This window comes from Mangrovibrevibacter kandeliae, from assembly GCF_024519155.1.
In the GTDB taxonomy this organism is placed as follows: Bacteria; Pseudomonadota; Alphaproteobacteria; order Rhizobiales; family Rhizobiaceae; genus Mangrovibrevibacter; species Mangrovibrevibacter kandeliae.
In genome coordinates this window covers 495,477-513,809 of sequence record NZ_JANIFJ010000001.1, presented here as the reverse complement: position 1 = coordinate 513,809, position 18,333 = coordinate 495,477, and the positions used below count along the sequence as shown (strand labels likewise).

General features: G+C 68.2%; 24 protein-coding genes. 12 read left to right on the top strand and 12 right to left on the bottom strand.

All coding sequences use genetic code 11. From position 1 onward, the window contains the following. Positions 1-95: 95 nt before the first annotated feature. From NPA30_RS02460 to NPA30_RS02435, 6 genes are all read right to left on the bottom strand, one after another. A complete protein-coding gene (locus tag NPA30_RS02460; protein ID WP_256800744.1) occupies positions 96-905 on the bottom strand; it encodes a methyltransferase domain-containing protein in 810 nt (269 codons plus the stop codon). A 13-nt stretch (positions 906-918) separates the two neighbouring features. Continuing rightward, positions 919-1,389 (bottom strand): YbjP/YqhG family protein, encoded by a 471-nt coding sequence (locus NPA30_RS02455; RefSeq protein WP_256800743.1) that lies wholly within the window; start codon positions 1,387-1,389, stop codon positions 919-921. Positions 1,390-1,440: 51 nt separating this feature from the next. Next, positions 1,441-2,043 carry a hypothetical protein gene (locus tag NPA30_RS02450; RefSeq protein WP_256800742.1) on the bottom strand — a complete coding sequence of 201 codons (603 nt, stop codon included), beginning with the start codon at positions 2,041-2,043 and terminating at the stop codon, positions 1,441-1,443. Positions 2,044-2,135: 92 nt separating this feature from the next. Further along, on the bottom strand, positions 2,136-2,465 hold the full coding sequence (locus tag NPA30_RS02445; RefSeq protein WP_256800740.1) for a hypothetical protein: 330 nt from the start codon (positions 2,463-2,465) through the stop codon (positions 2,136-2,138). Between the two features lie 144 nt (positions 2,466-2,609). Next, positions 2,610-2,918 carry a hypothetical protein gene (locus tag NPA30_RS02440; RefSeq protein WP_256800739.1) on the bottom strand — a complete coding sequence of 103 codons (309 nt, stop codon included), beginning with the start codon at positions 2,916-2,918 and terminating at the stop codon, positions 2,610-2,612. A 135-nt stretch (positions 2,919-3,053) separates the two neighbouring features. Beyond that, a complete protein-coding gene (locus NPA30_RS02435; protein WP_256800738.1) occupies positions 3,054-3,671 on the bottom strand; it encodes a pyroglutamyl-peptidase I family protein in 618 nt (205 codons plus the stop codon). Between the two features lie 245 nt (positions 3,672-3,916). On the opposite strand from NPA30_RS02435, the gene NPA30_RS02430 reads away from it, so the two are divergent. After that, positions 3,917-4,132: a cold-shock protein gene (locus NPA30_RS02430; RefSeq protein WP_256800737.1), complete on the top strand. Its 216-nt coding sequence runs from the start codon at positions 3,917-3,919 to the stop codon at positions 4,130-4,132. 139 nt (positions 4,133-4,271) lie between these two features. Next, positions 4,272-4,856, top strand: coding sequence for a hypothetical protein (locus NPA30_RS02425; protein ID WP_256800736.1), 585 nt, complete (start codon positions 4,272-4,274; stop codon positions 4,854-4,856). A gap of 79 nt (positions 4,857-4,935) precedes the next feature. Here the strand turns inward: NPA30_RS02425 and NPA30_RS02420 are convergent, their stop codons facing one another. Together NPA30_RS02420 and NPA30_RS02415 are read right to left on the bottom strand one after the other, a co-directional pair. After that, on the bottom strand, positions 4,936-5,595 hold the full coding sequence (locus NPA30_RS02420) for an MBL fold metallo-hydrolase (RefSeq protein WP_320109187.1): 660 nt from the start codon (positions 5,593-5,595) through the stop codon (positions 4,936-4,938). Between the two features lie 19 nt (positions 5,596-5,614). Continuing rightward, complete coding sequence (locus NPA30_RS02415; RefSeq protein WP_256800735.1) at positions 5,615-6,505, bottom strand: branched-chain amino acid aminotransferase; 891 nt, start codon at positions 6,503-6,505, stop codon at positions 5,615-5,617. 239 nt (positions 6,506-6,744) lie between these two features. Between NPA30_RS02415 and NPA30_RS02410 the strand changes: the two genes are divergently transcribed. Genes NPA30_RS02410 through NPA30_RS02400 form a run of 3 tightly spaced genes read left to right on the top strand, consistent with a single transcriptional unit; the run spans position 6,745 to position 9,421 of the window. Beyond that, positions 6,745-7,299: a MarR family winged helix-turn-helix transcriptional regulator gene (locus tag NPA30_RS02410; RefSeq protein ID WP_372338729.1), complete on the top strand. Its 555-nt coding sequence runs from the start codon at positions 6,745-6,747 to the stop codon at positions 7,297-7,299. Further along, a complete protein-coding gene (locus NPA30_RS02405) occupies positions 7,283-8,005 on the top strand; it encodes a response regulator (protein WP_256800733.1) in 723 nt (240 codons plus the stop codon). Before NPA30_RS02410 ends, NPA30_RS02405 begins: the two co-directional genes overlap by 17 nt. Before the next feature lie 15 nt (positions 8,006-8,020). Next, the gene (locus NPA30_RS02400; protein WP_372338728.1) at positions 8,021-9,421 is read left to right on the top strand and encodes an ATP-binding protein; all 1,401 of its coding nucleotides are present in this window, start codon (positions 8,021-8,023) and stop codon (positions 9,419-9,421) included. Positions 9,422-9,479: 58 nt separating this feature from the next. Here the strand turns inward: NPA30_RS02400 and NPA30_RS02395 are convergent, their stop codons facing one another. The 4 genes from NPA30_RS02395 to NPA30_RS02380 all read right to left on the bottom strand — a co-directional run bounded on the left by NPA30_RS02395 (position 9,480) and on the right by NPA30_RS02380 (position 11,758). Next, positions 9,480-9,842 (bottom strand): tRNA-binding protein, encoded by a 363-nt coding sequence (locus NPA30_RS02395; RefSeq protein WP_256800732.1) that lies wholly within the window; start codon positions 9,840-9,842, stop codon positions 9,480-9,482. A gap of 17 nt (positions 9,843-9,859) precedes the next feature. After that, entirely contained in the window at positions 9,860-10,672 is an 813-nt protein-coding gene (proC, locus tag NPA30_RS02390; RefSeq protein WP_256800731.1) for a pyrroline-5-carboxylate reductase, read from the bottom strand. Beyond that, a complete protein-coding gene (locus tag NPA30_RS02385) occupies positions 10,669-11,169 on the bottom strand; it encodes a type III secretion system chaperone family protein (protein ID WP_256800730.1) in 501 nt (166 codons plus the stop codon). The genes proC and NPA30_RS02385 overlap by 4 nt, the downstream gene beginning before the upstream one ends. A 316-nt stretch (positions 11,170-11,485) precedes the next feature. Continuing rightward, the gene (locus tag NPA30_RS02380; protein ID WP_256800729.1) at positions 11,486-11,758 is read right to left on the bottom strand and encodes an accessory factor UbiK family protein; all 273 of its coding nucleotides are present in this window, start codon (positions 11,756-11,758) and stop codon (positions 11,486-11,488) included. A 207-nt stretch (positions 11,759-11,965) separates the two neighbouring features. On the opposite strand from NPA30_RS02380, the gene lgt reads away from it, so the two are divergent. The 7 genes from lgt (at position 11,966) to NPA30_RS02345 (ending at position 18,285) form a co-directional block, all read left to right on the top strand. After that, positions 11,966-12,838: a prolipoprotein diacylglyceryl transferase gene (lgt, locus tag NPA30_RS02375; protein WP_256800728.1), complete on the top strand. Its 873-nt coding sequence runs from the start codon at positions 11,966-11,968 to the stop codon at positions 12,836-12,838. Continuing rightward, positions 12,835-13,941, top strand: a complete 1,107-nt coding sequence (locus tag NPA30_RS02370) for a class I SAM-dependent methyltransferase (RefSeq protein ID WP_256800727.1) — start codon at positions 12,835-12,837, stop codon at positions 13,939-13,941. Before lgt ends, NPA30_RS02370 begins: the two co-directional genes overlap by 4 nt. A gap of 33 nt (positions 13,942-13,974) precedes the next feature. Further along, positions 13,975-14,784 carry a peptidoglycan editing factor PgeF gene (gene pgeF / locus NPA30_RS02365; protein ID WP_256800726.1) on the top strand — a complete coding sequence of 270 codons (810 nt, stop codon included), beginning with the start codon at positions 13,975-13,977 and terminating at the stop codon, positions 14,782-14,784. A 2-nt stretch (positions 14,785-14,786) separates the two neighbouring features. Continuing rightward, positions 14,787-15,938 (top strand): M24 family metallopeptidase, encoded by a 1,152-nt coding sequence (locus NPA30_RS02360; protein ID WP_256800725.1) that lies wholly within the window; start codon positions 14,787-14,789, stop codon positions 15,936-15,938. A gap of 82 nt (positions 15,939-16,020) precedes the next feature. After that, the gene (locus NPA30_RS02355; protein ID WP_256800724.1) at positions 16,021-16,593 is read left to right on the top strand and encodes a hypothetical protein; all 573 of its coding nucleotides are present in this window, start codon (positions 16,021-16,023) and stop codon (positions 16,591-16,593) included. 129 nt (positions 16,594-16,722) lie between these two features. Continuing rightward, positions 16,723-17,655, top strand: a complete 933-nt coding sequence (locus tag NPA30_RS02350) for a ribose-phosphate pyrophosphokinase (protein ID WP_256800723.1) — start codon at positions 16,723-16,725, stop codon at positions 17,653-17,655. Between the two features lie 48 nt (positions 17,656-17,703). Further along, positions 17,704-18,285, top strand: a complete 582-nt coding sequence (locus NPA30_RS02345) for a TetR/AcrR family transcriptional regulator (protein WP_256800721.1) — start codon at positions 17,704-17,706, stop codon at positions 18,283-18,285. The last annotated feature ends 48 nt before the right edge of the window (positions 18,286-18,333 follow it).

Here is an 18,333-nt window from a genome sequence, read left to right as displayed (position 1 = left end):
ATCACCAGCGACCCGCGAGTCAAGCGACGATGCTGCGAAAGACAGCATGTCTAGAACATAGGCAGTAGTGCTTATTTTGTCGGCGTTCGGACGCTCTAGGCGACGACGCTCCGGCGCGCGATGACGAGATGACCGGGGACAGGCTCGCCCATTTCGTGACGGACGGTGATCTCCTCGAGGCTCAGGACGTCGAAGCCGTGGGACGTCAGATGATCCCGAAGATAGCGCTCCTGGTGCGCAAAGCGCTGATGCGGCCCGACAATGAACGGAGCCTGCGACGCGTCGGCCTCGATCCGCTCGCTCGAGACTCCGAGAAGGCCGTGCGAGGTCAAACAGCGCGCAGCGCCTGCGAAGAAACCGTCGAGATCGCCCAGATACGGCAGCACGTCCGTCGCCACCACGAGGTCCCAACGCTCGTCCGCCTGTTCGAGGAAATTCACGACCTCGCCAACATACAGCTGGTCGTAGATCTCCTTCTCGTGCGCGACTTCGATCATGCCTTCGGCCAGATCGACACCGGTCAGATGCTCGGCGCGCTCGCGCAGCACCTCGCCGGACAAGCCTGTGCCGCAGCCGAGATCGAGCACCCGGCCGAACCTGTCCAAGCCCAACCCGGCCAGCCGCTCGCCGAGGAGTTCCGGCACGTCGTAGCCGAGCTGGTCGACCAGGATCGCCTCGAACATCTCGGCCTGCTGGTGGAACAGCGTCGCCACATACGCATCGGAGGCCTTGGTCGGCGTCGGGCCCTCGTTCATCGCCGCGAGACGGACGGCGGCACCGCCGTGGTCCTGCGGGTCGAGCGCCAGGCATTCCCGGTACAGGGCTGCAGCAGCCTGATGCTTTCCCGACTTCTCGAGCTTCAGAGCGCGGTTGTAGGCCCGCGCGAGTTTCACCTCGTCGATCATGTTGATGCCACCCTCACTGGCAGAGCTCGGAGAGCCGCCAGCCATTGCCTTCGACGTCCGCGACCTTCCAGTCGCCGCTCACCTGACGGAGCGTCCAGACGACCTCCTGCTGGGTGTCGAAGTTCGAAAAGGAGGCCGTCACCCGCGCCTCGCCGGAGCCGGCAGGCTCTTCCGCCAGCCTCAGTGTCCGCGTGATTTCCTCATCGTCGTAATCTTGGCCGTCGATGGCGATGGAGAAGTCGAGACAGCTGCCCTCACCCTCGGTGTTGCCGTCATGAGCCGTCTGGATCACCGCCAGTGCCGGATCGGTATAGCGCGAAGCGTCCAATTCGGCCTCGAACGGTGGCTTGTAGAAGGCGCGCACCGCCTCGACCGGATCGTCGGCCCATGCCAGCGCTGGCATCCATGCGGCAAGGAAAAGGGCAGCGAAGATCTGGCGCATGATCCGTGTCGAACCGTGGGGACTGTCGATGCGACCAGTCATGAGCGCCGTCCCGCCACTTGTCCAGCCGTCCGCGCGGTCTGGTCCGAAGGCTCAGGGCGTCGGCGAGGCCTCCGGCGGCGCGGGATTGAGCTCGGCCAGAAGCGGCGCAACGACGGGCTGGACGGCGTCCGCCGCCTCATAGCGCGCGACGCAGAGGGCGACGTGCAGGCGTCCGTCCACCGCCCACAGATAGACCGGCACCGAGAACGCCGCGCGCGAGGCACGGAAGGTGAACGGCTTCAGGACGAAAGCACGACCCTGCGCATTGATCGCGCGGGCATCGTCGCTCAAGGTCCAGCGACCGCCGCCGAGGATCGGATCCGCCGCGAGTTCAGGGCGAATCATCGTGAGCTTCGCCTGCGCCCACCCCTGGACGCTCGGCCAATCCATGATGTCGGGATCGAGCAGCGCCTTGAGGTCGAGCCGCCGGGAGCCGGGCGGCCGCGGCGGCGCAACTGCGTAAAGGCAGGTCAGCCCGCCTTGCGGGCACCCCGATCCCTTGCACACGAAACGCTGCCCGCGATCCATGGTGGCGTCGGAACTCGCCCCACGAACCCAACTCACCGCCTCCGCCCAAACGCTTCCCGTCATCGACAGGACGATGAGCACGGTCAGAGAGAGCAGTCGGCGCGTCGCAAACGTCTTTTTGCGCATTATCGGTTGGATAGGGTCCTGAGCAGCTGACGTCAACAAAAAGGCCGCCTGCCTTGCGGCAGACGGCCTCGCATCGGATCGGTAGCCCGATATCACTTCGGGTTCTGACCCGGGACGTCGCCCTGCGACGGCGTGTTCATCATCTGCGGGTCGGTCGAGCCGCTCGAGAGCGTGTTGGAGTTCGCCTCCTCGGTGGTCGAAGCGCCCGGGATCTTCGGCAGCGCCGACGTGGTATCGTTGTCGACATCCGTGTTCGGAGCGGAGGTGTAGCTCTTGCCGGTCTGGGCGGCATCGTCGGAAGAGGTCGCGCCCGGAACGATCTGCGAGTTGGTCGCAGCAGCATCGGTCGTGGTCTGCGACTGGGCGAACGCCGGGGCAGCGATGAAGGCAACGAGTGCCGTCGCGGTCAGAAGCTTCTTCATGATCATTCTCCTTGTCATGGTGTCAGTTGCGTGACGGGTTCGGGCAGACAACGGGGCTAGGACGCGAAGGGTTGCGTTAGCCGAGCAACAAATTTGTGAACCCGAAGTTGAGGCGTCCCGTGCAACCCCTGCCGGAGATCCCGGTCAGCGGACCGGAGCCGGCGGTTCGGAGATCGGGACGCCGATGCCGGAGTCGCCGTCACTGGTCGGCTCGAAAGGGACAGGGTTGGAACTCGACGTGTCGGGCGCCAGCGTGCCGACCGCACCGACCCCGTTCTGAAGCCCGCCTGGCCCGCGGGCGGCGTCGGTTTCGGTGTCGGGCTGCGTCGCGGTCCCGACGCCGGGGAGCGCGGGATCGGTCGGAGCGACCTTTTGCGTTGCAGGTACACGGGTCTGGGCGATGGCCGGTGCGGTGCCGATCAGCACCAGCGGCAGAAGGAACAGGGCTCTCACGGATATATCCTCGCGAATTTTCGCCTATGGGCGATCGTAGAGGAAAACTGCCCCGGGAGCGGCGCGTTCCGTGGCCGGCAGCAGGTGTGGCGCGGGCGCCGCCGTAGCGACCTCGGGCCTTCCTGCGCGCCCGTCCTACAGAACTTCGATCAAGGCGCGGGCAGCGCTGCGCAGGCGATCCGCCGCAAGCGTCGTGCAGGGCGACGGCAGCACGCCGGCGGTATTCCAGGCGTCGACGAGATCGTCCGTGAGCGGCACGTGCAGGAAGCCGAAGCGTTCCACGGCGAGCCGGTCGGCGTTCATGGCGAGCTTGTAGAAGGTGTCGTTGCCGAGATACCGGCCGGCATCGCCGGACCAGTCGAACGGCTCCCTTGCGGCTCGCAGCGCCGTTGCGGCATCCGTGAGGGGAAGTCGAACCGCAAAGCGCTCGGGACCGTCGGCCACCGCCGGGCCTGATGGAAATGCACCGACGGCGTCTGGACGCCCGAGCTCGCGTCGGTTGCGCGCCGTCAGCTCGACGCGGAGCCCGGTCAGGCCGGCCTGCAGGGCGAACATCAGGACCACGCGCGGCGCACTCGCCTCGATCGCGGCGCGCAGACGCGGCCACGAGCCCTCCCATTCCACCGGAAGAACCACGCCACGGACGGCCTCGCCCCCTGCGGTCGAGCCGCCGTCGAAGCTTGCCGCGAGGTCCGCCGTCGGATTGATGGGCGCTCCGGGAAAGGCGGAGAACCCGGTGACGAGAATGGTCATGCGCGCCCGGCCTGCCGCCCCCTTCGACCCTGCCGCAGGGGAAGGAGAATAGAAAGTTTCACTTGCATTGCGTTCGGCGCGATAGCATTGAATCGAGGTATCGGCAAAACTGCGTCCGGTCGGCCTGGAGCAGCACGGCGGAACGCAAGCCCGCCGCCTCATCCGGCGAGGCCGGTCGCCGCTTGCCAGGCGCCGCTTGTCCACGCTGGCTGGCGCAGCCGATGATGCGACAGGGAAGCACGTGCATGGCCCAGACTGGTATCGTGAAGTTCTTCAACACGGAAAAGGGTTTCGGCTTCATCAAGCCGGATGACGGCGGTCCGGATGTCTTCGTGCACATCTCTGCGGTTCAGGCCTCCGGTCTGCCGGGCCTGACCGAGAACCAGAAGATCGCCTTCGACACCGAACCGGATCGGCGCGGGAAAGGCCCGAAGGCGGTGAACCTGCAGTTCGCGTCTTAGAGCGCCGAGGCGCCTCCGGCCACACTCGGCGCCGCGTGCTGCCGGGCGCTTTGTCGAACTGACGATCGATTCGAGGATCATCGATCTGGTCGTGGCTGTCGTCCTGCGTTAACATCGGGTTAACAGAAGGACGAAGCCCATGCGCTGCCCGACCTCGCGCCCTGACGATCGAAGCCTCTTGGTTCTGGCGATCCTCGCCGGCACGCTCACCCTCGCTCCCGGCGTGAGCCACGCGCAGGATCCGCACCGAGGCCGGTCCGCCATATGGAGTGGCAGCCACGGCGGCGACCGCTGGCAGGCCGGCCACAGCGACGGGCAGCGGCGTCGCGGGACGCAGGTCGGTCGCGCCGGCGGCCATGCGACCTATGGCATCAGCGCGCCCCACGTGTACGACTGGGACGAGGATCGCGGTCACCGGCATTTCGAGCGCCGCCACCACCGGGATGGCGGTGACGAGCGGTACCTCGACGTCGGAACCGGCTACCCCTCGGGTCTCGGAGGCATTGCCATCGTCGGCGTCGATCCGGGGGGCGTCTCTGGCGGTGGCCCGGGCTACGAGCCGAGGCCGCAGCCGCGTGCGCTGCCCCAGATGAAGGTCATCGACGTGTCGGCGAGCCGCATCGATCGGCGGCCCGTTGCGCCCGACGGCATCGAGATCATCGAGGCCGGCCCGGCTAAGCTGATCCGCATCGGACCGCACTACCGGCTCACCGCAAACGATTGAGCCGGGCGTTGCGGCGCGGCCCCGCCGTCGGCACGGCATCGGAAAGCGAAGTCCGTCTCAGCCGCGCGCCGCCAGAGCCTTATGCCGACGATGCGCCAACGAGGAAGGGATTGCTGCGGCGTTCCTCCCCCAGCCGGCCGCCCGGTCCGTGGCCGCAGATGAAGCCGTAGTCGTCGCCGAGCGGCAGCAGCTTCATCTTGATCGAGGCGATCAGCGCGGCATGGTCGCCACCCGGCAGATCGGTGCGGCCGACCGATCCGGCAAAGAGCACGTCGCCGACATGCACGAAGCGTGCGTCGGGATCGACGAAGACCACATGGCCCGGCGAATGCCCGGGGCAGTGCAGGACGGTGAAGCGATGCGAGCCGAAGCCGAGTTCGTCCCCCTCTTCGAGCCAGCGGTCCGGCGTCGCATTGGCATACGTGCCGGGGACGCCGAACATCTTGGCCTGCTCCTCGATCCGCTCGAGCAGCATCCTGTCGGCCTGGTGCGGCCCGATGATCGCCACACCGCCGAGCGCCTGCTTCAGGGCCATCGCGCCGCCGGCATGGTCGATATGGCCATGCGTCAGCCAGATCGCCTCGATCGACAGACCGAGACGATCGATGGCCGCGACGATCCGGTCGACGTCGCCGCCCGGATCGACCACCACGCCGACACGAGTTTCGTCATCGAACAACAGGCAGCAATTCTGCTGGAAGGGCGTGACCGGAACGATCTCGGCCGTCAGCTGTCCCACGGTCGGCCCTCCTCGCGCCTCACTCGGCTGCCGCGCGCCTCGGCTGCACCGCGTCGGCATAGTCCGAGACGAGCTGGCGGCTGATGTCGCCCGGCGTGAAGCGGTACTCGCCGATCTCCGAAACGGGGGTCACCTCGGCAGCCGTACCGGTCAGGAAGCACTCCGAGAAGCCGGACAGTTCCTCCGGCAGGATCGTGCGCTCCCGCACCTCGTAGCCGCGCCGCCTGGCGAGGTCGATGACCGTGCGACGGGTGATGCCGTTGAGGAAGCAGTCGGCGTTCGGCGTATGGATCACGCCATCCTTGACGAAGAAGACGTTCGCGCCCGTCGCCTCGGCGACGTGGCCGCGCCAGTCGAGCATCAGCGCGTCGGCATAGCCCTTGGCCTCGGCCGCATGCTTGGAGATCGTGCAGATCATGTAGAGGCCCGTCGCCTTGGCCTTGGAGGGCGCGGTGCGCGGATCGGGCCGGCGATACTCGGCCATGTCGAGCCGGATGCCCTTCATCCGCTGCTCCGGGTCGAAATAGCTCGGCCACTGCCAGATCGCGATGGCGAGGTTGATCCGGTTCTGCTGCGCCGACACGCCGAGCGACTCGCTGCCGCGCCAGGCAATCGGCCGGACATAGGCGTCGCTGAAGCCCTGCCGCGCGAGCAGTTCGACACAGGCCGCGTCGATCGCCTCGGCGCTGTAGGGGATCTGGAAGCCGAGCAGCCGGCCGGATTCGACGAGCCGCTCGGTGTGCTCGCGCAGCTTGAAGATTTCGCCGCCATAGGCGCGCTCGCCCTCGAACACGGCGCTGGCGTAGTGCAGGCCGTGGGTCAGCACGTGGATCTTGGCCTCCTTCCACGGCACGAAGTCGCCATTGATCCAGATCTGCCCGTCGCGTTGATCAAACGGCACTGACGTCATCTCGTCTCCACGCCTTCGGCGCGCTCCCTCTCGTGTGCCGACCCGCCGCGATGTCGATCGCCGGAGGTCGATCCTCTTCGGCAGTGTCGGCCTCGACAGTCGCGGATCGCGGGGCGGCGCACCGGCCTCGTGCCTTCACTCGTCTGCAGGGGCGGGCCGATAGCTGCCAATTGTGTTCCATCGGCCCGGCAGTGGTGTAACAATGGGAGAGAGATACGTCAACAGTGCTGACCTTTTTCATGGATCATTCCGCCGAAGACCTCGACCTCGTCACTGACTGTGCCGACCGCATCGTCCGCGACGCCCTGCCGACGCGAGGCGACCTCGACTTCAGGATGATCGAACTCCTGTTCTTCGCCTATCGCGAGTTCACCGCCGACGCGGATTCGATCCTGGAGCGCTACGGGTTCGGACGGGCGCATCATCGGGTGTTGCACTTCGTCAATCGCAATCCCGGCATGACCATCGCTGAATTGCTGGATCTCCTGCGCATCACCAAGCAGTCCCTGGCGCGGGTGCTGAGGCAGCTGGTGGAGAGTGATTTCGTCTGCCAGGTCGCGGGCGAGACCGATCGCCGCCAGCGGCGGCTCTACCCGACCGAAGCCGGGCGTCGCTTGACTCTCGAACTGTCGCGGGCGCAGGTCCGCCGCATCGATGCCGCATTGACCGCCGACTGCGAGGACGCGCGGGACGTCGCCGGCTTTCTCTACCGCATGGCGCACGACCGCAAGTCCGCCCGCGACTGGTTCATGCGGCAGGGCATCAACGGAGGCGCGAGTGGCGGATCCCGATAACGGCGTGGCGCGGCGCGCCTCGCCCGGCGACGACGCGCCGCATCTGCTGGTGGTCGACGACGACCGGCGCATCCGCAGCCTCCTGTCGCGCTTTCTGAGCGAGCAGGGTTTTCGGGTATCGGTTGCGGCCGACGCGGCCGAGGCCCGCAAGATCCTCTGCGGCCTCGATTTCGACCTCATGGTGGTCGACGTGATGATGCCGGGCGAAAGCGGCCTGGATCTCGTGCGCACGATGAACGGCAAGCGCGAAATCCCGATCCTGATGCTGACCGCCCGCTCGGAAACCGAGGATCGCATCTCCGGCCTCGAGGCAGGCGCCGACGACTATCTCGCCAAGCCCTTCGATCCGCGCGAGCTCCTCCTGCGCATCACCAACGTCCTGAAGCGCGGCGTCCCCGCGCCGATCCAGAAGCTCGAGCACGTGCGCTTCGGCCCCTTCACCTTCTCGCTGTCGCGCAAGGAGCTGAAGCGCGGGCCGGACATCATCCGCCTGACCGAACGCGAGCAGGAGATCATGGTCCAGTTCGCCGAGAAGGCGGGCGAGACGATCCAGCGGCTCGATCTCCTCGGCGACGAGGCGGAGGTCGGCGAGCGGACGGTCGACGTGCAGATCAACCGCCTGCGCCGCAAGATCGAGCCGGACCCGGCCAACCCGCTGTGGCTGCAGACCGTGCGGGGCATCGGCTACCGCCTCAACACCGACTGACGGAGGACGTGCGGCATGGCGCTGGTCGACCTGATCCGCACCCGCGCGCCGCGCCGCCTGCCCCGGATCGACCCGTGGCGCGGCCCGCTGCGGCACATTCCGCGCTGGTTCGCCCGCTACATGCCGAAAGGCCTGTATCCGCGGTCGCTGATCATCATCATCGCGCCGATGGTGCTCCTGCAGTCGGTCGTCGCCGGCGTCTTCATGGAGCGGCACTGGCAGATGGTGACCCAGCGCCTGTCGAACGCCGTCGTGCAGGACATCGCCGCGGTCATCGACGTCATCGACACCTATCCGCAGGACGCCGATTACGCGCAGATCGTGCGCATCGCCCGCGACAAGCTCGATCTCAACATCGCCATCCTGCCGCCCGAGCCCCTGCCGGCGCCCGCCGCCAAGCCGTTCTTCAACATCCTCGACGGCATCCTGTCGGAAGAGATCACCAAGCAGATCAACCGGCCCTTCTGGATCGACACGGTCGGCAACTCGCGCATCGTCGAGATCCGCATCCAGCTTCAGCGGGGAATCCTGCGCGTCTTCGCCCGCCGCAATTCGGCCTATGCCTCCAACACCCACATCTTCCTCGTCTGGATGGTCGGCACCGCGCTCGTGCTCCTGCTGATCGCCATCCTCTTCCTGCGCAATCAGATCCGCCCCATCCAGACGCTCGCGGAAGCCGCCGAAGGGTTCGGGCGCGGCCAGCCGATGCCGCAGGATTTCAGGCCGCGCGGCGCTTCCGAAGTGCGCCGGGCCTCGCTTGCCTTCATTCAGATGCGCGACCGCATCGAGCGGCAGATGGAGCAGCGCACCGCCATGCTCACCGGCGTCAGCCATGACCTGCGCACGGTTCTCACCCGCTTCCGGCTGCAGCTCGCCCTGATCGGCGACGTGGAGGATCGCGAGGAGCTGAACCAGGACGTCGACGAGATGCAGCGGATGCTGGAGGGCTACCTCGCCTTCGCGCGCGGGGAGTCGGGAGAGGATGTCGGCGAGCTCGACCTCGAGCCGGTCTTCGCCAAGTTCCGTGGCGAAGCACGCCTGAAAGACAAGCGGCTCGACACCGACATCGTCGGCGATCCGCGGCTGATGGTTCGGCCGGACTCCTTCATCCGGCTCCTGACCAACCTCGTCTCCAACGCCCTGCGCCACGCCGAGCGCGTCCGCCTGACCGCCCGGCACGAGGGGCGCTGGCTGACCGTCAGCGTCGAGGATGACGGGCCGGGAATCGCGCCGGAGCAGCGCGAGGAGGTCTTCAAGCCCTTCGTGCGCCTCGACCCGGCGCGCAACATCGATGCCGGCGGCACCGGGCTGGGGCTCGCCATCGCCCGCGACATCGCTCGCAGCCACGGCGGTGACATCCTGCTGTCGACCAGCGATCTCGGCGGCCTGCGCGCGATGGTTCGGATCCCGGCGTAAGGGTAGACGGCGCGGTCGGAGTCACCGCGCTTCAGGACATCACTAATCCGTCTCAGGCTCAGAACATCCGCCCGCCGTTCGGGACCGCGAGGCTCGGCTGCAGCAGCACCACGGCGCCGTTGGCGTCCGGCACGCCGAGCGTCAGGACCTCGGACATCATCGGGCCGATCTGGCGCGGCGGGAAATTGACCACCGCCACCACCTGACGGCCGACGAGATCCTCCGGCCGGTAGTGCACGGTGATCTGCGCCGAGGACTTCCTGATCCCGATCGGGTCGCCGAAATCGATCGCGAGCCTGATCGCCGGCTTGCGCGCCTCCGGAAAGGGCTCGGCGGACACCACCGTGCCGACCCGGATGTCGACCTTCATGAACTCGTCGAAGCCGATCTCGGCCGCCCGTTCTCCGCTCGCCGCGCCCATCCCGCCCCCCGCTCAGCTTAGCCCTGCGACAGCTCTTCCGCCCGGCGCTTGGCCGCCGCCACCGCCTCGCGCATCAGCGGAGCAAGCCCACCCTCCGCCGCCCTCAGCACGCCGAGCGCCGCCGCCGTCGTGCCGTTCGGCGAAGTGACGTTCTGGCGCAGCCGTGCCGGCGTCTCGTCCGACTGGCGCATCAGCTCGCCGGCGCCGGACACGGTCGCCCGCGCAAGGCGCATCGCCAGGTCCGGGTCGAGCCCTGCGGCGGCTCCGGCCTCCGCCAGCGCCTCGGTCAGGTAGAAGACATAGGCCGGCCCGCTGCCCGAGACCGCGGTGACCGCGTCGATCAGCGCCTCGCTGCCGACCCACTCGACCGGCCCGCAGCCGGCGAGCAACTGCTCGGTCACCGCCTGCTCGGCTTCGCCGACGCGCGCATTGCCGAAGCAGCCGGTGATGCCGCGGCCGATCAGCGCCGGGGTGTTCGGCATCGCTCGCACCACCGCCACCTCGCCGAGATGCCGCTCGATGGCGGCAATCGGTGTGCCTGCCGCGATGGAGACAACCAGGGTGGAGGATCCGATGGCCGGCTTCAGCGCCGGCAGCGCCGCATCCATCATCTGCGGCTTCACCGCGACGACCACGACGTCGGCCGTCTCTGCAGGAACCGCCTGTGCATGGCGCACCGAGCCAGCCTCGACGAGCGGCCGGATCGCATCGCCGAGCTTCGGATCGACGAGCGTCACGTCCAGCGCCTCGCCGCCGCCCGCGAACCAGCCCCGGGCGAGCGCACCGCCCATGTTGCCGCCGCCGAGAAGCAGGATGCGCAACGCGCTCATGCGTGGCCCACCGTCTCGAACACCGCGCAGGCCAGCGCCTCCTCGGCATCCTTGTTCGCCCAGACGACGAACTGGAACGCCTGATAGTACCGCTCGCAGCACTCGAGCGCGCAAGTCAGGAGCTGCTCGGCCTGCTGGCTCGTCGGTTCGGCACCGCCGGACAGGAGCAGCGCGTGCCGGAACATCACGGCGCCCTCCTGCGGCCACAGATCGAAATGGCCGATCAGGAGTTGCTCGTTGATGCGCGACAGGAGCTTGAGAACCTCGGCCTCGCGATGCGCCGGGATCTTCATGTCGAAGGCGCAGCCGAGATGCAGCGCCTCGTAGTCCTCCAGCCAGGAGAAGGAGACCTGATAGCTCGTCCAGACGCCGGCGACCGACACCGCGATCTCGTCGTCGCCGGATCGTTCGAACGACCAGTCGCGGGCCGATGCCACCACCTCGATCAGATCGACGGGATTGGAGTCGCGCTCGACCCCGACCTCTCCCAGATTCATTTCGCCACTCCTCGTTTCCGCCTGATGGGCGGATGCCGCCGGCCGCATCCGGCATCGACCCGCACGACGTGGCGCAGGTCCTGCATCCGCTTCGGGCCGTGTCGCCGCCGCCGACGAATCACCCTTATGAATCAATGTATCGAAGGGGAGTCTGCGAGCTAAGTGGTGAAAGGAATTTATTAAGAACTTCACGTCGCGCCGGATGTGGCGGCTTCTGGGCAAGGCCCGCTAACCGACTCCGGCGCAACGACATTCGTCTTCGCCCTCGGGCGCCTCGGCTGTTGAAAACCCGGTGGAGCGCCTGTGGAAAAGCCCGTCAGGCGGTAGGGGACGCGGCCTGCATCCGGGCTTCGAGCTCGCTCAGGCGCTTCTTCAGCGCCTCGTTCTCGACGCGGGCCTTCACCGCCATCTCGCGCACCGCCTCGAACTCCTCGCGCTGCACGAGGTCGAGTTGGTTCAGCAGGCGCTCGCCCTGGGCACGGAAGGCGGTCTCCATCTCCCGCCGCACGCCCTGCGCAGCGCCGGCCGCGTCGGTCATCATCCGCGCGAACTCGTCCAGAAGTCGGTTCGGGGCCCGGTTGCTGCTCATGCGTCACTCCGTATCTGTGGCCGCCGCGGCGGATCCGCACGGGGCGCTGGCTCGGGCGGTGCTCGCCGTCGTGGAGAGGAGGTATGTCCACAGCGGGTGCTTGGCAATGCCGCCGGCGGTGCTTGACGCCTGCACGGGCGGGGGCCAAGAGTCCGCGCGCCCGCCGAAGGCCGCGGCGGCGATCCCTCGGACGGAGCGACGAACGGCATGTCCAGCCTCTCCCTGATGGCGATCCTGAGCTATCCCAACATCGATCCGGTGCTCCTCCAGCTCGGGCCCGTGAGGCTGCACTGGTACGGGCTCGCCTATGTCGCGGGCATCCTGTGCGGCTGGCTCTATGCCCGCAGCCTGGCGGGCAACCCGCGGCTCTGGGCAAACGGCGTCTCGCCGATCAGCAAGACCGACATCGACGACTTCATCCTCTGGGTGACGCTCGGGATCGTCGTCGGTGGCCGGCTCGGCTCGATCCTGTTCTACGACTTCGGCCGCTATCTGGAGGATCCGCTCGCGGCCTTCGCGATCTGGGAGGGCGGCATGTCCTTCCATGGCGGCCTCGTCGGCGTCGTCCTCGCGCTGATCCTGTTCACCCGTTCGCGTCGACTGCCCCTGTTCAGCCTGATCGACGTGGTCGCCGCCGTCGTGCCGTTCGGGCTGTTCTTCGGCCGCATCGCCAACTTCATCAACGGGGAGCTGTGGGGCGCCCCGTCCGACGTGCCCTGGGCGATGGTGTTCCCGACCGGCGGCGACGTGCCGCGCCATCCGAGCCAGCTCTACGAGGCCGGACTGGAGGGGATCGCGCTGTTTCTCCTCCTGCGGCTCCTCACCCATCACTTCAAGATGCTGCGCAAGCCGCGCTTCGTCGGCAGCGCCTTCCTCGGCTTCTATGCGTGTTCGCGCATCTTCGTCGAGTTCTTCCGCATGCCGGACGTCCAGCTCGGCTATCTCTATGGCGGCTGGCTGACGATGGGCATGGTCCTGTCGGTGCCGATGCTCTTCGTCGCCGCATGGGGCCTCCTGACGGCGCGCGAGCGTACGTATGCTCCGCGGCTCGAGCCGGGCGCCGCGCCGGCAGCCGAATGACGCCTCTCGGCCGGCGCATCGCCGAGGCCATCCGGCGCGACGGGCCGATGCGGCTCGACCGCTTCTGGAACCTCGCGCTGTTCGACCGCGAGCACGGTTACTACAGCCGCCAGATGCCGTTCGGGCGGAGCGGCGACTTCGTCACCGCGCCGGACATCAGTCAGATCTTCGGCGAACTCGTCGCCGTCTGGCTGATCGCCGCCTGGCGCGGGCTCGGGACCCCAGCCTCGGTCACGCTCGCCGAGATCGGTCCCGGGCGCGGCACGCTCATGGCCGACATTCTGCGGACGCTGCGACGGGTGGCTCCCGATCTTCTGCGGGCTGCCCGCATCCGCCTCGTGGAGGTCAGCGACAGGCTGGCGGCGCTGCAGGCCGAGACGCTGGCGCCCTTCGACCTTCCGGTCCGGCGCCTGCGCCGGCTGGAAGACGTCGAGCCGGGCCCATTGCTCCTCGTCGGCAACGAGCTGTTCGACGCCGTCGCCATCCGGCAGTTCGTGTTCGACGGCACCGCCTGGCGTGAGCGCTGCATCGATGCCAGCGCAGGCGGCCGCCTCTCCTTCGTGCTCTGCCCGCAGGCGCTCCAGCCGCCGGGCGACCTCATGGCGCGTCTGCCGCCGCCGGCCGCCGGGGCGGTACTCGAGGTCTCGCCCGAGCGCGAAGCGCTTGCCGGCCATCTCGCAGCCCGGCTCGCGCGCGACGGCGGGGCTGCCCTGTTCTTCGACTACGGTCATGCCCTCACGGAATTCGGCGACACCCTGCAGGCGATCGGCGGCCACGCTTATGCCGACCCGCTGACGCGCCCGGGCGAGATCGACATCACCAGCCACGTCGACTTCGCCCGCCTGGCGGCGAGGTTCGAAGCGGCGCGGCTCACGGTCTCCGCGGTCGCTGAACAGGGCGACACGCTTCTGGCGCTTGGTCTCCTGGAGCGCGCCGGCGCGCTCGGCGCCGATGGGAGCGCGGCGGCCCGCGCGGTCATCACGGCCGCCGTCGAACGGCTCGCCGGCACCGGCCCCGGGCAGATGGGCCGGCTCTTCAAGGTCCTCGCCGTCGCCTCTGCGCCGCTCGCGCTGCCACCCTTCGCGCCGTCACAGGCCGATTGACTTCCCCTCGCCCCTCAACCACGATCCCGCGCAATGTCCGACCCGAGCCCGACCCCCTATCCGTCGCTGACCGAGGCCGATGTCGTGACGGCCGACGCCCTGGCCTTTCCCGGCATCCGGCATGGCTTCTTCACCCGGCGCGGCGGCATTTCGACTGGCCTCTATGCCGGCCTCAACACCGGCATCGGCTCCCAGGATGAACCTGACGCGGTGGCCGAAAACCGCCACCGAGCTCTCGCCTTCCTTGGCTCCGATGCGGAGCGGCTGGCGACGCCCTGGCAGGTCCATTCGGCTGAAGCGATCGCCGTCACCGAACCCTTTGCCGCCGGCGCGCGGCCGAAGGTCGATGCCGTCGTCACCGCGACGCCCGGCCTTGCCGTCGGCGTCGTCACCGCCGACTGCGGCCCTGTCCTGTTCGCCGATCCCGAAGCACGGGTGATCGGCGCGGCGCATGCCGGCTGGCGCGGGGCCACCGGCGGCGTGCTGGAGGCGACCCTCGACGCCATGGTGTCGCTCGGTGCATCGCGCTCGGGCATCACCGCCATCCTCGGCCCGACCATCACCCAGCCGAACTACGAGGTCGGCGCCGACATGGCCGAGCGCATCGGCGCGGCTGAGCCGGAGGCGGCCCGCTTCTTCGCGCCCGGCCACGCATCCGACAAGCGCCAGTTCGATCTCCCGGGCTACATCGTCGCCCGGCTCGGCCGCTCGGGCGTCGCGGCCGGCTTCGTCGGCGCCTGCACCTACGCGAACGAAGGCCACTTCTATTCCTATCGGCGGACGACGCATCGCAGCGAGCCCGATTACGGCCGCCAGCTCTCCGCGATCATCCTGGAGAGCTGAAAATGCTCCACTTCACGCGTGACGAATTCGCCGCCCGGCGCGACCGGTTGATGCTGGAGATGACCGAGCGCAAGCTCGACGCGATGCTCCTGTTTGCGCAGGAGTCGATGTACTGGCTGAGCGGCTACGATTCCTTCGGCTTCGTCTTCTTCCAGTGCCTCGTGGTGAAGGCCGATGGCGAGATGCGCCTGCTCACCCGCTCCGCCGACCTCAGGCAGGCCCGGCAGACTTCGATCATCGACACGATCGTCCTGTGGCGCGACCGGGGCGCAGCCGACCCGGCGATCGACCTGCGCGACATGCTCGACGACATGGGCCTGCTCGGCGCCCGCATCGGGGTCGAATGGGCGACCCATGGGCTGACTGCGGCTGCGGGCAAGCAGCTCGAGGAGCGGCTCGGGTCGTTCGCCACGCTGCGCGACGCCTCCGACCTCGTGCCGAAGCTGCGCGTGGTGAAGTCGCCGGCCGAGATCGACTACGTCCGCCAAGCCGCCAGCCTCGCCGACGACGCCTTCGACGCCGCGATGCCCTTGATCAAGCCAGGCGCGGACGAGGCCGCCATCCTGCATGCCCTGCAGGGCAGCATCCTGGCGGCGGGCGGCGACTACCCGGCGAACCCCTTCATCATCGGCTCCGGCCGCGAGGCGCTGCTGTGCCGCTACAAGTCGGGCCGGCGCGCACTCGACGAGACCGACCAGCTGACGCTCGAATGGGCGGGGGTGAAGGCACAGTACCACGCCGCCCTCATGCGCACCGTCGTCATCGGCAAACCCCTGATGCGTCAGGAGGAGCTTTACGCCGCGGCCCGCGAGGCGCTCGACGCGGTCGAAGCCATGATGCGGCCGGAGCACACCTTCGGGGACGTCTTCGACGCCCATGCCGCCGTCATGGAAAAGCACGATCTCGTGCGGCACCGGCTGAGCGCCTGCGGCTATTCGCTCGGCGCCACCTACGCCCCGTCCTGGATGGACCGGCCGATGTTCATGTCGGGCAATGCCGAGCCGATCCTGCCGAACATGACGCTGTTCGCGCACATGATCATCATGGACTCCGACACCGACACCGCCATGACGCTCGGCCGCACCTACCTCACCACGGACGGCGACCCCGAGCCGCTGTCGCGCCTGCCGCTGGATCTTCCGGTCGTCGCCTGACGAGGCGCCGTTAAGCTTTCGTTTTGCCTGCCGGGCTAGTCAGCCCCCTCAACCTTCGTCGAACCGGTCCAGGGAGCCGCACATGCCGTCGACCGCTTCACGCCTGCTGCTCGCCGTCGGCGGTCTTGTCCTTGTCGGTCTCTGCGGCTGCACGAGCACGGATCCCGGTCTTGGCGTCAAGCCGCGCGCCGCGATCGCCGGAAGCGGCGCTTCGGCATCCTCCGTTGCGGCCGCCGCGGCGCCGGGCGCGACCGGAGCCCTGGCCGAGACCGCACCCGGCGCCGCCGCCCGGGCCGAGGTGCAGTTTCTGCCGGTGATCGGCGCCCCGCCGGAAAAGGTGGCCGCGCTCTCGCGTGCGCTCGCCGCCAATGCCGGAGCGAACGGGGTTGCGATCCTGCCCTCGACCGCGCCGACGCCCCCGCTGCGGCTGAAGGGCTACTTCTCGGCTGTGTCCGAGGGATCGAACACGGTCGTCATCTATGTCTGGGACGTGCTCGATCCGCGGGACGAGCGGGTGCATCGCATCCAGGGGCAGGAGCGCGTCGCGGGGACGGCGGCCGATCCGTGGTCGCTCGTCAGCGACTCCACGCTTGCATCGATCGCCGCCGCAACGCTGCGGCAGGTCGGCGGTCTCACCTCGGCTCGCACCGGATGAAAGGCGCACAGAGCGCGTTAGGCACGTGCCGGGAAACACCCGAGGATCGCTTGAATCTTTTTGTCATATTGCTAAGAGCCCAGCCGTGACGGCCGCTGCCCGATCGACCTTCCCCGTGAGCGAGACGCGATGAAACTCTTTGTCGGAAACTCCAATCGCGTGCTGGCCGAGGCGATCGCCAGATATCTGGAGCTGCCCCTCGGGCAGGCCTCGGTGAAGCGTTTCGCCGACCAGGAGATCTTCCTGGAGATCCAGGAGAACGTGCGCGGCGAAGACGTCTTCGTCATCCAGTCGACCTCCTATCCGGCGAACGATCACCTGATGGAGCTTCTGATCATGATCGACGCGCTGCGCCGCGCGTCGGCCAGGCGCGTCACCGCCGTGATCCCCTACTTCGGCTATGCCCGCCAAGACCGCAAGGCCGGCGGCCGCACGCCGATCTCGGCCAAGCTGGTCGCCAACCTGATCACCGAGGCCGGCGCCAACCGCGTGATGACGCTCGACCTGCATGCCGGGCAGATCCAGGGCTTCTTCGACATCCCAACCGACAACCTGTTCTCGATCCCGCTGATGGCGCGCGACCTCAAGGAACATCAGGACCTGTCGAACCTGATGATCGTTTCGCCCGACGTCGGCGGCGTGGTGCGCGCCCGCTCGCTCGCCAAGCGGCTCGATTCGCAGCTCGCCATCGTGGACAAGCGGCGCGAGCGGCCGGGTGAGTCGGAGGTGATGAACGTCATCGGCGACGTCGACGGGCGCAACTGCATTCTGATCGACGATATCGTCGATTCCGGCGGCACGCTCTGCAACGCTGCCGACGCCCTCCTCGCCAAGGGCGCGCGCAGCGTGCGCGCCTATATCACCCACGGCGTCCTGTCCGGCGGCGCGGTGGCCCGCATCACCAACTCGCGGCTGGAGGAGCTGGTGATCAGCGACTCGATCCAGCCGACGACGGCCGTCTCCAGCGCGCCCAACATCCGTGTCATCACCACCGCCAACCTCCTCGGCGAAGCGATTGCCCGCACTGCGTCGGAAGAGTCGGTGTCGAGCCTCTTCGACTGAGGCGAGATCGGGCTTGCATCTGCACCTACCTGTAGGTAGGCAAGCGGGGTGAGCAGTCCCTCCAGCACCGCCGACGCCATCCTTGCCAGCGCCCGCGATCTCGTCGTCGCCGGCGGGTACAACGGCTTCAGCTATGCCGACATCGCCGCGGTCGTCGGCATCCGCAAGGCCAGCATCCATCACCATTTCCCGGCCAAGGCCGATCTGGTCGAGGCTCTCGTCGCGCGGTACCGCGCGGAGACGCGGGCGGCGCTCGAGTCCCTCGAAAGTCAGATCGCCGGTCCGGCAGAGCTCCTCGGCAGCTATGTCAGCTACTGGCAGGCCTGCATTGCTCGGAGCGATCCGCCGTTCTGCGTCTGCGCCCAGCTGGCGAGCGAGTTGCCCCGGCTGCCCGAAGGTGTCGCCCGGGAGGTGCGGGCCCACTTCCGGGGCCTCGCCGACTGGCTCTCCGCAGTCATCGCGCGGGGCGGACGTGAGGGCGTTCTCGACGCCGCCGACCCCGTCGCCGAAGGCGAGATCGTGATGGCGACCGTGCACGGCGCGATGCTCTCGGCGCGAGCCTATGGAACGCCAGAGGTCTTCGGCGTGATCACGGCGCCACTCCTCGATCGTCTTTCACGCCGGGACTGAACGCCACGCGCCCCGCAGGCACTGCAGTGGCAGCAATGAAGCCGGCGC